At 64.2% G+C, this 12,827-nt stretch carries 12 protein-coding genes; 6 read left to right on the top strand and 6 right to left on the bottom strand.

Going from position 1 to position 12,827, the window contains the following annotated elements; translation table 11 throughout:
• Positions 1–88 precede the first annotated feature (88 nt).
• The 3 genes from LBW87_RS15405 to LBW87_RS15395 all read left to right on the top strand — a co-directional run bounded on the left by LBW87_RS15405 (position 89) and on the right by LBW87_RS15395 (position 3,324).
• A complete protein-coding gene (locus tag LBW87_RS15405; RefSeq protein ID WP_225202374.1) occupies positions 89–2,368 on the top strand; it encodes a site-specific recombinase in 2,280 nt (759 codons plus the stop codon).
• Positions 2,369–2,629: 261 nt separating this feature from the next.
• Positions 2,630–2,959 carry a c-type cytochrome gene (locus tag LBW87_RS15400; protein ID WP_225202373.1) on the top strand — a complete coding sequence of 110 codons (330 nt, stop codon included), beginning with the start codon at positions 2,630–2,632 and terminating at the stop codon, positions 2,957–2,959.
• Between the two features lie 14 nt (positions 2,960–2,973).
• Complete coding sequence (locus LBW87_RS15395; RefSeq protein ID WP_225202372.1) at positions 2,974–3,324, top strand: c-type cytochrome; 351 nt, start codon at positions 2,974–2,976, stop codon at positions 3,322–3,324.
• A 29-nt stretch (positions 3,325–3,353) separates the two neighbouring features.
• On the opposite strand, the gene LBW87_RS15390 is transcribed toward LBW87_RS15395, so the two are convergent.
• Entirely contained in the window at positions 3,354–3,785 is a 432-nt protein-coding gene (locus LBW87_RS15390; protein WP_225202371.1) for a DUF1841 family protein, read from the bottom strand.
• Positions 3,786–3,968: 183 nt separating this feature from the next.
• On the opposite strand from LBW87_RS15390, the gene LBW87_RS15385 reads away from it, so the two are divergent.
• Entirely contained in the window at positions 3,969–5,216 is a 1,248-nt protein-coding gene (locus LBW87_RS15385; protein ID WP_225202370.1) for a branched-chain amino acid ABC transporter substrate-binding protein, read from the top strand.
• A gap of 13 nt (positions 5,217–5,229) precedes the next feature.
• Here LBW87_RS15385 and nth read toward each other — a convergent pair whose 3' ends face one another.
• From nth to fdxA, 5 genes are all read right to left on the bottom strand, one after another.
• The gene (gene nth, locus LBW87_RS15380; protein WP_225202369.1) at positions 5,230–5,880 is read right to left on the bottom strand and encodes an endonuclease III; all 651 of its coding nucleotides are present in this window, start codon (positions 5,878–5,880) and stop codon (positions 5,230–5,232) included.
• Positions 5,877–6,614: an electron transport complex subunit RsxB gene (gene rsxB / locus LBW87_RS15375; protein ID WP_225202368.1), complete on the bottom strand. Its 738-nt coding sequence runs from the start codon at positions 6,612–6,614 to the stop codon at positions 5,877–5,879. The genes nth and rsxB overlap by 4 nt, the downstream gene beginning before the upstream one ends.
• 112 nt (positions 6,615–6,726) lie before the next feature.
• Positions 6,727–7,962, bottom strand: coding sequence for a polyhydroxyalkanoate depolymerase (locus LBW87_RS15370; protein WP_225202367.1), 1,236 nt, complete (start codon positions 7,960–7,962; stop codon positions 6,727–6,729).
• A gap of 344 nt (positions 7,963–8,306) precedes the next feature.
• Complete coding sequence (locus LBW87_RS15365) at positions 8,307–9,380, bottom strand: NAD(P)/FAD-dependent oxidoreductase (RefSeq protein ID WP_225202366.1); 1,074 nt, start codon at positions 9,378–9,380, stop codon at positions 8,307–8,309.
• A 201-nt stretch (positions 9,381–9,581) separates the two neighbouring features.
• Positions 9,582–9,905, bottom strand: coding sequence for a ferredoxin FdxA (fdxA, locus tag LBW87_RS15360; protein ID WP_225202365.1), 324 nt, complete (start codon positions 9,903–9,905; stop codon positions 9,582–9,584).
• A 383-nt stretch (positions 9,906–10,288) separates the two neighbouring features.
• On the opposite strand from fdxA, the gene LBW87_RS15355 reads away from it, so the two are divergent.
• Together LBW87_RS15355 and pncB are read left to right on the top strand one after the other, a co-directional pair.
• Positions 10,289–11,515 carry an ABC transporter substrate-binding protein gene (locus tag LBW87_RS15355; RefSeq protein WP_225202364.1) on the top strand — a complete coding sequence of 409 codons (1,227 nt, stop codon included), beginning with the start codon at positions 10,289–10,291 and terminating at the stop codon, positions 11,513–11,515.
• Positions 11,516–11,647: 132 nt separating this feature from the next.
• Positions 11,648–12,823 carry a nicotinate phosphoribosyltransferase gene (pncB, locus tag LBW87_RS15350; RefSeq protein WP_225202363.1) on the top strand — a complete coding sequence of 392 codons (1,176 nt, stop codon included), beginning with the start codon at positions 11,648–11,650 and terminating at the stop codon, positions 12,821–12,823.
• Positions 12,824–12,827: the final 4 nt, after the last annotated feature.

The following is a 12,827-nucleotide window of genomic DNA, read 5'->3' as shown; positions in this document are numbered from 1 at the left end:
TACGGGAATTTTTCGATCCACTAGCGAGGTTGAAATTTGGCTCCCGACCCCCATTTGGGGACTTCCGCACGCATAGGCGAAACGGCTCATGAAATTCCTGTTCTACAAGATGCTGGTGGTATGGCGCAGGCTGCGGCACGGTGTGCCGGGCCGCCATATGGATCGCGATGATGCCGGTCGGCAACTCGATGCATTGACGCGTCGCCTCGATCCGGCCGCCAGCTGGTACGAGCGCGCCAACGGCATGCTGGCGCTGGGCGAATGGTTGCGCCATCGGCCCAAGGTCACGCTGCTGGACCGGGCCGGTTGGCAGGAAGTCCGGCGCCAGCGCCTGGAGTTCATGCTTGACTGGCTGGACGCCAACCGCGATGTGCGCCGCAGCGTACAGAATGCGTTGCAGAAGACGCTGCGCGAAGCGACCGGTCCCGAGTTGTTCTCGACCACCGGCCTGCCGCACGAACCGGGCTTCTTCGGCGAACTCGCCGAGCGGCTCACGCGCATGATCCTGCCGCGTCACCTGTCGCCGAGCGACTTGTCGACACTCTTTGCCGCGATGTTCCCGGACCCCGAAGATGCGGCCTGGCTGCTGGCGCTGGACGATGAACTGCTGGCGCGGCTGTGGCGGCTGCTGGCCGACGACGGCGTGGCGCACATGTACTGGCAGCAGGTCGAGGAAGCCATCACCTATCTCACCACGACCGTCATCGCCGACGGCATCAGCCCGGCTTTCCGCCAGCGGCTGGAACCGAAGATGCCGATGCGCGCCACGCCCTTCCTGGCGTTGCGGCGCGAGATCGAGACCTACCTGCGCGGCAGTCCGCACGACCAGGGCGCATTGCGCAGCGCGCGCATGCTGGTGGCCGTGTGCCATGCCCAGACCGATCGCATCTATGCCCACCTGGACGAATACGGCGTGTCGGTCAGCCTGGTGTACCGGGTAGAGCGCATGCGCGCTCACCTGCAGCGCATCGGCCGCCTGCTCGACGTGCGCTCGGCGATGCCGGGCGAGACCGGCGCCGGACGGGTGCAGGTGCTGCTGGCCGACCTGGTGGCGTCGCAGCATCACCGGTCTTCGGTGCGCGGCCTGATGCGCCGCAGCTTCGCGCTGCTGGCGCGCAAGATGGCCGAACGCAATGCCGATCATGGCGAGCAGGCCATTGCGCGCGACGGCGCCGGTTATCGCCGGGTGCTGCGGGCGGGGCTGCTGGGTGGCGTGGTCATCGGCGGTACGGTGCTGATGAAGATCACCCTGGCGCGGCTGGGGATGGTGCAGTTTTTCGACGGCGCCGCGGCATCGCTGAACTATGCGGTCAGTTTTCTGCTGATCAGCGCCATCGGCGGCGTGGTCGCTACCCGCCAGCCAGCCATTACCGCCCCGGCCCTGGCCGCCCGGGTGGGCGAACTCGACGCCGACGATAGACGGCGGGTGCTGGCGCAATCGGCGCAATTGCTGCGTTCGCAATGCGCGGCCATCTTCGGCAACCTGCTGGCAGTGGCGCCCGTGGTGGCGGCCTTGTGCGCGCTGGGCTGGTTTGCCTGGGGGCGTGAACCGCTGTCGCCGGAACAGGCACGCGCGGCGGTGGCGTCGCTGTCGTTGATCGGGCCGACGCCCCTGTATGCGGCGTTGACCGGCCTCTTGCTGTGGCTGGCCAGCCTGGCCGCCGGCCTGGCCGACAACTGGTTTGCGCTGCGACGGGTGCGCGAAGTGCTGTCCCAGCACCGCCGGGTGGTGCATGCGCTGGGCGCCATGCGCGCCGAGCGCATGGCCGCCTGGCTCGAACGCAATGTGGCCGCCATCGCCGGCAACCTGGCCCTGGCGCTGCTGTTGGGCATGGCGCCGGTGCTGGCCGCGTTTTTCAGCCTGCCACTCGATATCCGCCATGTCACCCTGGCCGCCGGCACGCTGGTGGCTGCCATCTTCAGCCTGGGCTGGGAATGGCTGGCCACGCCGGCCTTCTGGTGGGCCGTCGCCGGCATCGTCGCCACTGCCGTGTTGAGCGTGGGGGTGGCCTTTGCCTGTGCGCTGGCGTTGGCGCTGCGGGCCCGCGATGTGTCGCGGCGGGCGCGGCACGGCATGCAGCGGGCGGTATTGCGGCGCTTCCTGAGTGCGCCGTTGTGGTTCATTTTTCCGGAACGTCGCAAGAGTGCGACGCAACATGAGGACGATCAAAGCGACGATGAAGACGCCAGCGGCATCGATCTGGATGCCGCCGCGCGTCGCTTCAGCCAGCCGCGCGTGCTCGAACGGCGGGCCGAAGAAGACGATGATGCCGACGACGACTTCCCCGACAGCAGTGGCCATCCCGGGCCGCCGCCATCGCGCCGCAGCGGGACGCAGGCCGCCGAGTCGCGTCGGCGTCGGGCCTGAATGTTGATGTTGTGGCAAGCGGGGAGCGCTCTTGTTGCGCTGCAACCGGCGCCGGCCGGGGCTGTCGCGAGCGTGTCGAGGGCGAGTTTATTGGGTTAGAATCAAATCGCTACGTCAGCAGGGGGAGTGGAGAGACAGCTTGACGATTGGTTGAGCCAAAGCAGAACAGCCAAACCTGCCGAAACAGCGCGTGCCACCGGGTGTACTACGCCGGTGGCGCATGAGTCGTTCGTCCAAGCCCAATAACTGACCCTGCCAAACATGAAAAAAAGCTTCGTGTTTCTCGCTCTGGCCAGCCTTGCCGGTACGTTCGGTAGTGCGTTCGCGGCGGATATCGTCGGCAATGCCAAGGCTGCTGAAAACAAAATCTCGATGTGCATAGGATGTCACGGCATCCCTGGCTACAAGGCCAGTTTTCCCGAGGTCTACCAGGTGCCGATGCTGGGCGGCCAAGCCCCTCAATATATCGAAAGCGCCTTGCGGGCCTACCAGAAAGGCGAACGCAAGAATCCGACCATGCGCGGCATTGCCGTGAGTCTGTCGGACCAGGACATTGCCGACCTGGCCGCTTATTACGCGCAGCAGAAATGAGGGGAGCCGATCATATGAAGAGGATTTCCATTCTGGCAGCCGTCCTGGCCGGCTGCGCCATGTCGGCCAGCGCGTTGGCCGCCGACCTGGTGGCGGGCCGCGCCCTGCTCGAGAAATACAATTGCGCCTCGTGCCACGGCAAGGACTACAACTCGCCGACCGAACCGGTCTATCCCAAGCTGGCAGGGCAGCATGAAGACTACCTGCGCCACGCGCTGGTGGCCTATCGGCGCGGCGACCATGGCATGAACGGCCGCACCAACGCCGTCATGGCCTTGCAGGCCAAGCCGCTATCGGACCAGGACATCAAGAACATCGCGGCTTACCTGCACAGCCTGCCGGGGACCCTGGTACTGCGCAAGTAGCGTCTAGCAAGCGGCGAGGCAGGGGCCGATCAGCCCCGCGCGCGGCGCCGGATACTCTCGATATACACCGCGCCATCCGGCGGCTGGCCGCTGCGCTGGGCGTTCCAGATCATCTCGCCCAGACATTCCATGATCTCGTGATGGGCATCGTGTTCCGAGCCCCGGCGCTGCGCCAGTTGCTGGAACGCGGCACGGATGCCGGGCGGCTGGTCGATCGAGATCTGTTCTGTGATCGACAGGTGCATCGACAGATGCAGGAAGGGATTGGTCTGGCCTTGCTCGACCGAGTAATCGGCGCCCAGTGCCTGTTCGACATCGGCCAGGGCATCCTGGTATTCGGGGTGCTGCATGATCCAGTCACGGGCGATGGCCTCGATCGGACTCAGGATTTCCTGGCCTCGGTGCTTGCGATAGGCTTCGCAGAAGAAGCGCCGGACATCATGCTGGGACGGGGTGAACATGGCGAAAAGCTGAAGAAGGACAAAGCCGTATTCTACGCTGCCTGGCCGCTGCTTTCAGGCGTGCGCCACGGCCGGCTTGTCCTGAAGTAATATCGTGGCTCCAGGCATGTGTGGCGTCGCCCCCCGGCGGCGATCAGGGACAGCTTATCCGGCACCAGACCGGCGCAGCCAGAGGAGGAATGATTGGAAGCAGGTAGCCACAGCAGGCGTTCTACGCAAGACCAGTCGACCGACGCGGCCCGTCGTCGGCAATTGATGGGTTGGCTGATGGCCTTGGCGCTGCCGCTGCCGGCCGCGGCCCGCAGCGGCATCCAGCCGCGGCCGGGCAATTCCGGCGAGCCGGTCGCTGGCGACGAATCGACGACCTTGCGCATCGGCTTTGCCGGTCCGCTGAGCGGGCCTTCCAGCGGCGTCGGCAGGAGCATGCACGATGCCGTTTTGCTGGCCGTGGAAGAAGCCAATCAGCGCGGCTTGCGCATCGGCGGCAAGACCTGGCGCATTCGCCTCATCGCCCAGGATGACCGGGCCGACAATGCCACCGCCGAGTATGTGGCGCGCTATCTGGTCGGGCAGAAGGTGATCGGTGTGGTGGGGCACTGGAACAGCGGCGCTTCGCTGGCGGCCGCGCCCATCTACCATGCCGCCGGCGTGATCCAGATATCGCCGGCCACCATGAGCCGGCGCTTCACGGCACAGGACTATCCGGCGGTATTCCGCACCATTCCCAACAACGAGAGCGTGGGCCTCTATTCGGCCGAATATGTGGTGCGCCGCATGGGCATCCAGCGCGTGGCCACCATCGATGATCGTACGCCATTCGGGCATGGGCTGGCCGAGCAGTTCAGTCGCGCCGTGCACGATCGGGGCGGGCAGGTATTGGGCACCTATTCGGTCAGCGAAAAGACGTCGGATTTCAATGGCCCGTTGCTGGAGTTGCGCCGGCGCAAGCCGGAACTGATCTTCTTCGGCGGCCTCGACTGGCAGGCAGGTCTGCTGGCCAAGGCGATCGCCCGACTCAGGATCGATGCCCGCCTGATGGTCTCGCCAGGCAGCGTGGGCCTGCCTTTCCTGATGTCGGCCGCAGCCGCCGGCAATGGCACGGTAGTGTTCGAGCCGGGGGCGGCAGCCGAGCGCATGCCGGGGTGGAAAGCCTTTCGCCAGCGCTATGGCCTGCGCTTCGACAGCGACCTGCATCTCTATGCCAGTTTCGCCTACGACGCCGCGCAGGCGCTGCTGATGGCGGTTCGCCAGAGCGCCAGCAATGACCCCACGGTAGTGGCGCAGGAGATGCACCGGTTGCGTCTGGCGGGCGTTTCCGGCCCGATTGCGTTCAATGCAGAGGGCGACCTCGAGAAGCCCAGCTTTACCTTGTACGAGGTGCAGCAACAGCGCTGGGTGCCGCTATTGCAGATCGACGGCTTGCCGCGCTAGCCGGGGCTCGGCCTCAGACGCCCTTTTGCGGCAGCGGCGTCTTTTGCTTGAATTCGCACAGGTCGGCGATCACGCAGTTCCAGCACTGCGGCTTGCGCGCGATGCAGGTGTAGCGGCCATGCAGGATCAGCCAGTGATGGGCATCCTGCACGAATTCGGGGGCGATGAATTTCATCAGCTTGCGTTCGACCTCGTCGACATCCTTGCCCGGCGCCAGCCCGGTGCGGTTGGAGACCCGGAAGATGTGGGTGTCGACCGCGATCGTGGGGTGCCCAAACGCAGTATTGAGCACCACGTTGGCGGTCTTGCGGCCCACCCCCGGCAGCGCCTCCAGTTCTTCGCGGGTCTGCGGCACTTCGCCGTCGTGCTCGGCCAGCAGCAGGCGGCAGGTCTCGATCACGTTCTTGGCCTTGGTGCGAAACAGGCCGATGGTCTGGATGTAAGGGATCAGGCCGTCCACGCCCAGTTGATAGATCGCCGCCGGCGTATTGGCCACCGGATACAACTTGCGGGTGGCCTTGTTGACCGACACATCGGTGGCCTGGGCCGACAGCAGCACGGCGATCAGCAACTCGAACGGCGTGGTGTAGTCCAGCTCGGTGGTCGGAGTGGGATTGGCGCGGCGCAGGCGCTCGAAGATCTCGCGGCGTTTGGTCGGATTCATGGCTTGGTGCTGGTGGCCTGCTCGGCTTGTTGTTTTTTCAGGCGGGCGCGCTCCATGGCGGCCTGGATGATGGCTTTCTTGCGCGCCTGCTCGGCTTGCTGCTCGGGCGTGCCGGCCGCTTCGGCTTCGACTTCCTTGAGTTTGGCGGCAGCCTTGGCGGCCAGGCGGGCGTCGTTGTCGGCCTTGTCGCGCAGCAGTCGCTGGGCACGCCAGTCGTGGCGTGCGCGGGCGGCGTCGGCCTCCGCCTGCGACCAGGCTTGCCAGCCGGTGCGGCCCGGGGTGACGTCGACCATGGCGATGCAATCAACCGGGCAGGGCGCCACGCACAGTTCGCAACCGGTGCAGAGATCATTGACCACCGCATGCATCTGCTTGGCCGCGCCGACGATGGCGTCGACCGGGCAGGCCTGGATGCACAGGGTGCAGCCGATGCAGACATCCTCATCGATGATGGCCAGCAGGCGGCCTTGCTCGCGGCCATTGGCCGGGTTCAGCGGCAGCGGCGGCGTCAGTGGCCGTCCCAGCAATTGCGCCAATCGGGCTACGCCTTCGGCGCCGCCCGGTGGGCACTGGTTGTATTGCGCCCGGCCGTCGGCGATGGCTTCGGCGTATGGACGGCAGGCCGGGTAACCGCATTTGCCGCATTGGGTTTGCGGCAGCAGGTCTTCGATACGGTCGGCCAGGTCGGGCAGGTGCGGCAATGGCGCGGACGAGGTGGTGGCGGATGGCGGCACGTCGGGACAGTTCAGCAATGCAAAGGCGACATTATCGGGGCAAACCGGGTGGAAGTCATGGGCGAAAAAAATCCGGCGCGAATGGCCGGATTTCTTGGGGCATAGCAAAGAATCAGCTATGGCTGCGGATGAACTCGCCGATCTTGGGACACACCACCTCGCGCCAGCGGCGGCCCGAGAAGATGCCGTAATGCCCGGCCTTGGGCACCGTGAAGTGCTGCTTGTCGGCCTTGGCAATGCCCGAGCATAGCGTTTGCGCGGCTTCGGTCTGGCCCGAGCCGGAGATGTCGTCCAGCTCGCCCTCGATGGTGAAGAGGGCCACGTTCTTGATGTCCTGCGGACGTACCGGCTTGCCTTCGATGTTCCAGGTGCCGCGCGCCAGGTCGAAATCCTGGAACACGATCTTGATGGTCTCGAGATAGAACTCGGCCGGCATGTCCAGCACGGCGTTGTATTCGTCGTAGAACTTGCGGTGATCTTCGGCCGAGGCGTCGTCGCCGTCGCGCAGGTGCATGTAGAAGTCCCAGTGGCTCTGGGCGTGGCGGCGCGGGTTCATGGCGACGAAACCGGCGTGCTGCAAGAAGCCCGGGTAGACCTTGCGCCCGAAGCCGGGGTAGTTGGCCGGCACGCTGTAGATCACCGTATTCTCAAACCAGGCATAAGGCTTTTCGGTGGCCAGGTCGTTGACCGAGGTCGGCGACTTGCGGGCATCGATGGGGCCGCCCATCATGGTCATGCTCTTGGGCAGCTTGGGGTCGTTGTCGCTGGCCATCAGCGCAATGGCCGCCAGTACCGGCACGGTCGGCTGGCATACCGAGATCACGTGCACGTCCGGCGCCAGCAGGCGGATGAAGTCCTGCACGTAATAGACATAATCGTGCAGGTGGAAGTCGCCGTCTTCGACCGGCACCATGCGGGCATCGGTCCAGTCGGTGACATACACGTCATGCTGCTGCAACAGGGCGCGCACGGTTTCGCGCAACAGCGTGGAGTGGTGGCCCGAGAGCGGCGCCACGACCAGCACCACCGGTTGCTTGAGGGCACTGATCTGGCGCGCGGTGAGGTCTTTCCTGAAATGCAGCAGGCGACAGAAGGGCTTGGTCTCGACCACTTCCTCGACGATGCCGATGGGCTTGCCGTCAACATCCACCTCGGTGATGTTGAACTGTGGTTTTTCGTACTCTTTGGACAGGCGATAGAGCAGTTCGTAACCGGCCGCCATGCGTTGCGAGAACGGCGTGTGCGCCAGCGGCGAAACCGGGTCGGAGAACAACTTGGCGGAGGTTTCCGCCCATTGCATCATCGGGGTGAGGAAGGCACGGTTGAGTTCATGCAATTGATAGAGCATAGCTGACCTTTATCGAGCGCTGGCTGGCAGCCCCGGGGGGGATGCGGATGCAAGCATGTGCAGCAAACGTTTTGGCGACGGGTTGGGATGACAGGACCAATGTTGCAATCCAGTCAATTTTCTTCGTGCTGCGACGCGGAAGCATAGCATGCTTTATGAACCGGTCCGGATGCCGCTCCCAGCCCCTGGTAACACCATAGAGGGCGGTCGAGCAGAAAAGTTTGCGGTGCAACGAAGACGTTTCCTGCATGGCAATGCACGGCGGCAAACAATGGTGACGGGCAAGAAAAATGCCGCCCGGCACATTGCGGGGCGGCATTTTCTGGCGTGCTTGAACGACCAGATCAGTCGAACACGGGCGTCTCGACGCCCAGGATCTTGTGCAGCTTGGGCGACGTGGTGGTGTACTGCATGTGGATCTTCTTCTCGGGGAAGATGTACGGTGCGGCACCGAAGGCGGCCAGCGCAGCTTCGTGGAAGCCCGACAGGATCAGCTTCTTCTTGCCCGGATAGGTATTGATGTCGCCCACGGCGAAGATGCCCGGGACGTTGGTCTCGAACTTCTCGGTGTCGACCACCTTGAGCTGCTTGCGCTCGATGTCCAGGCCCCATTCGGCGATCGGGCCCAGCTTGGGCGACAGGCCGAAGAACACCAGCAGCATATCGAGCGGCAGGCGACGGGTGACGCCGTCGGCCCCGGTGACCTTGACTTCGGCCAGGCGGCCGTCGCGGATCTCGGTGCCGGTGACCTGGCCGACCACGAACTGCATCTCATACTGTTCGCACAGTTCCTTCATCTTGGCCACCGAGGCCGGTGCGGCGCGGAATTCGTCACGGCGATGCAGCAGGATCACCGATTCGGCCTTGCCCACGAAGTTCAGCGCCCAGTCCAGCGCCGAGTCGCCACCGCCGCAGATGACCAGGTTCTTGCCTTCGAAGCGGGCCGGGTCCTTGACGCGGTAGAACACTTGCGAGTCCTGGAATTGCTCGATGCCATCGACCTTCAGGGTGCGTGGCTGGAACGAGCCGACGCCGGCGGCGATGAAGATGGTCTTGGTGATGAAGCGTTGACCGACCGAGGTCTCGACATCGAAACGGCCGTCTTCGCGCTTTTGCACCAGGGTCACTTCCTGGCCCAGGTGGAAGGTCGGCTCGAACGGCTCGATCTGTTTCAACAGGTTGTCGGTCAGCTCCTGGCCGGTGCAGACCGGGACGGCAGGAATGTCATAGATGGGCTTGTCCGGATACAGCTCGACGCACTGGCCGCCGACCACCGGCAGCGAGTCGATCACATGCGCCTTGATTTCGAGCAGGCCGAGTTCGAACACCTGAAAGAGGCCGACCGGGCCGGCGCCGATGATGATGGCATCGGTTTCGATGGTGCCTTGGGCGGCTGCACCCTTGACGTTGTTTTCCATGATTTTGTTGAATTCCTGTTTTAGTTCGGTTGAGAGGTCTTCACACTCAACTGGCTAGGGCGCGCGCCGATTTGCTGGTGAGGTGGCCGCAGCATGGCTGCAGCAAAATGCAAACGGCAGCGCCTGGCTGGGAGCCTGTGCTCCTGGCAAATGGCGCCACCGCAATTCGAATCAGGTCCGACCATTGGTCGGACAAGTGCCTCAACGCTGCAGGTATTGCAGCTTGTTGGTCTCGTCTTTCCATTGCTCGGCTTCGGCCAGCGGCGCCTTGGTCTTGGTGATCGAGGGCCAGTTGCGGGCCAGTTCGGCGTTCAGGTCAATGTATTGCTGCTGGTCGGCCGGCACGTCTTCTTCGGCATAGATTGCGTTGACCGGGCATTCGGCGACGCACACCGCGCAGTCGATGCATTCGTCCGGGTCGATCGCGAGGAAATTGGGGCCTTCGCGGAAGCAATCCACCGGGCAAACATCCACGCAATCCGTGTAGCGGCAACGGACGCAGGAATCGGTGACAACGTGGGTCATAACTGTCCTATCTGTAAATTTTTCTTCAAACCGATGGCTAACTGCGCCGCAATTGATGGCAATATGGCACGGTTAAAATCATTCTGCCGCCGAGACAAAGCGAGGTTTTCCCCAACTCGGATGCCACGCGCGACCGGCTGCAAAGCCTTGTATTTTAAGGTAATTCGATTTTTCCCACAAATGAGGCTTATACAGATTACGTATAAGTAAATAATAATGCAGCGACAAGCAGGGCCCGCCGCCAGGCAAGCCCGCATCACGGCCGCAGGCCGCCGCGCCGCGCTTTTGCGGCCGATAGCGCCCCCCGGGCCGTGACCAGCGTCGTTGCCCCGCCAGCCAGAACAGGATGTCACGGCGCCAACGCCCAACAGCCAGACCAGCCAATGCAAGCGATTCGATCAACTTTTTATTTATTCCTTAGCCGGGCCATCCTGGTCGCCGGCCTCGCAGGCGCATCTGCGGCCACTGCGGCCGAACCGATCCGCATCGGTGAAATCAACAGTCACAACGGCTTGCCGGCAGTCGGCCAGGCCTATCGCAACGGCCTGGCGCTGGCCATGGACGAGCTCAATGCGGCCGGCGGCGTGCGCGGCCGGCCCCTGGCGCTGGTGGCGCGTGACGACGAGGGCGACGCCGACCAGGCCGCGCGCCATGCGCGTGAGCTGGTGCGTGACGAACAGGTGGTGGTGCTGACCGGCACCATGCTGTCCAACGTGGCGCTGGCGGTGGCGCGCGAGGCGGCGCGTGGCAAGACCGTGTTCGTGGTGGGCGATGCGCTGTCCGACGCCATCACGCTGGATCGCGGCAATCGTTACACTTTCCGCGTGCGGCCCTCTACCTATATGCAGGCGGCCATGCTGGCCGAGCAGGCCGCGCGCCTGCCTGGGCGACGCTGGGCAGTGGTGGCGCCCAACTATGAATACGGCCAGAGTGCCGTGTCCAGTTTCAAGTTGTTGCTCAAGCAGGCCCGCCCGGATGTCGAATTCGTGGCCGATCAGTGGCCGGCGCTGGGCAAGATCAAGGCCGACGACGTGGTGCGGGCCCTGCGCCAGGCCAAGCCGGACGCCATCTTCAACGCCACCTTCGGGCACGACCTGCAGCAACTGGTGCAGGCCGGCAACCGGCAGCAGCTGTTTGCCACCACGCGGGTCTATTCGATGGCCTCGGCCGACGTCCAGAGCTTGCCGCTGGGCGAGGGCGAAGGGATTCGCGACTGGATCGCGGTCGGTTATCCGTGGGAACAGATCGCCACGCCCGAGCACCAGCGCTTTCTGGAGGCTTACCTGAAGAAGTTCAGCCAGCGACCGCAGCTGTCGGCGGTGTTCGGCTATACCACCATGATGGCCATTGGCGCGGCCCTGAAGAAGGCCGATACCACCGACAGCGACGCGCTGATCGAGGCATTGCGCGGCCTGAAGCTGGATTCGCCGCTGGGCCCGATCGCCTTCCGCACGCTCGACCAGCAGGCCTCGATGGGCGCCTTCATCGGCCTGGTGTCGCAACAGGACGGGCGCAGCAGCATCAGCCAGTGGCGCTACCTGGTGGGCAGCGACTACATGCCCGACGCCACCTATGTGCGCAGCCGCCGCCCGGCGGCTGCCATGAAGTGATTCGGCGCCGCCGGCCAAATCCCCATGCGGCGCGGGGAATTGGCCCGGCCGTTCCGGGGTAAGATAGCGCCCGGCAGGGCCTTGTGGCCCATCAACATGGCAGCGTGCGGCGCACAGCCGCATCAGGACTTCATGATCATCACATCACTACTCGACACCGACCTGTACAAATTCACGATGATGCAGGTGGTGTTGCATCATTTCCCTGGCGCGCAGGTGGAATACCGTTTCAAGTGCCGCAACGACAATGTCGACCTGACGCCCTATGTGGACGAGATCCGCGCCGAGATCGCCGCCATGTGCCGGCTGCGTTTCAAGGAAGAAGAGCTCGCCTACCTGAGCAGCCTGCGCTTCATCAAGAGCGACTTCGTCGATTTTCTCGAGCTGTTCCATCTCAACGAGAAGTACATCACCGTGCAACCCGCCGAGGCGGGCAATGGCGAGATCGAGATCAACGTCAAGGGTCCGTGGTTGCACACCATCATGTTCGAAGTGCCGGTGCTGGCGATCGTCAACGAGGTCTATTTCCGCGCTACCCAGCGCGCGCCCGACCTGGCCGAGGGGCGCGAGCGGCTGCGGCGCAAGATTTCGCTGATCGCCGACGACCCGGCACTGGCCGGTTGCAACATTGCCGACTACGGCACCCGGCGCCGCTTTTCGCGCAGTTGGCACGCCGAGGTCATCGATGTGATGAAAGAAGGCATGGGCAGCCACTTTGCCGGCACCTCCAACGTGATGTTCGCGATGCAGCACGACCTCACGCCCCTGGGCACCATGGCGCACGAATACCTGCAGGCCTGCCAGTCGCTGGGCCCGCGCCTGCGCGATTCGCAGACCTTCGCCTTCGAGATCTGGGCCCGCGAATACCGGGGCGACCTCGGCATCACGCTGTCCGACGTCTACGGCATGGATGCCTTCCTGCGCGATTACGACATGTACTTCTGCAAGCTCTTCGATGGCGCCCGGCATGACTCGGGCGACCCGTTCGAGTGGGGCGAGCGCCTGATCCAGCATTACCGCGACAACCGCGTCGATCCCTCCAGCAAGGTGCTGGTGTTTTCGGACAGCCTCGACTTCGCCAAGGTGCGCGATCTCTACCTGCGCTTCAAGGACCGGGCGCGGGTGGCGTTCGGCGTCGGCACCAATCTCACCAACGATCTCGGCTACACGCCGCTGCAGGTGGTCATGAAGATGGTCCGTTGCAACGGCCAGCCGGTGGCCAAGCTGTCCGACACGCCGTCCAAGAACATGTGCGACGACCCGGCCTACGTCAACTACCTGCGTCACGTGTTCCAGATCAAGGGCTGATGGA

Source organism: Herbaspirillum sp. alder98 (assembly GCF_020179755.1).
In the GTDB taxonomy this organism is placed as follows: Bacteria; Pseudomonadota; Gammaproteobacteria; order Burkholderiales; family Burkholderiaceae_D; genus Herbaspirillum.
Note: the sequence above shows the minus strand (reverse complement) of the source record. Positions and strands in the feature narration are given on the sequence as shown.

Bases quoted from the DNA above. Each gene is read 5' to 3' on its own strand.
- LBW87_RS15365 (WP_225202366.1), bottom strand. From the start codon at position 9,380: ATGGAAAACAACGTCAAGGGTGCAGCCGCCCAAGGCACCATCGAAACC.
- nth (WP_225202369.1), bottom strand. From the start codon at position 5,880: ATGAATCCGACCAAACGCCGCGAGATCTTCGAGCGCCTGCGCCGCGCC.
- pncB (WP_225202363.1), top strand. From the start codon at position 11,648: ATGATCATCACATCACTACTCGACACCGACCTGTACAAATTCACGATG.
- LBW87_RS15370 (WP_225202367.1), bottom strand. From the start codon at position 7,962: ATGCTCTATCAATTGCATGAACTCAACCGTGCCTTCCTCACCCCGATG.
- LBW87_RS15395 (WP_225202372.1), top strand. From the start codon at position 2,974: ATGAAGAGGATTTCCATTCTGGCAGCCGTCCTGGCCGGCTGCGCCATG.
- LBW87_RS15405 (WP_225202374.1), top strand. From the start codon at position 89: ATGAAATTCCTGTTCTACAAGATGCTGGTGGTATGGCGCAGGCTGCGG.
- LBW87_RS15390 (WP_225202371.1), bottom strand. From the start codon at position 3,785: ATGTTCACCCCGTCCCAGCATGATGTCCGGCGCTTCTTCTGCGAAGCC.
- LBW87_RS15400 (WP_225202373.1), top strand. From the start codon at position 2,630: ATGAAAAAAAGCTTCGTGTTTCTCGCTCTGGCCAGCCTTGCCGGTACG.
- fdxA (WP_225202365.1), bottom strand. From the start codon at position 9,905: ATGACCCACGTTGTCACCGATTCCTGCGTCCGTTGCCGCTACACGGAT.
- LBW87_RS15355 (WP_225202364.1), top strand. From the start codon at position 10,289: ATGCAAGCGATTCGATCAACTTTTTATTTATTCCTTAGCCGGGCCATC.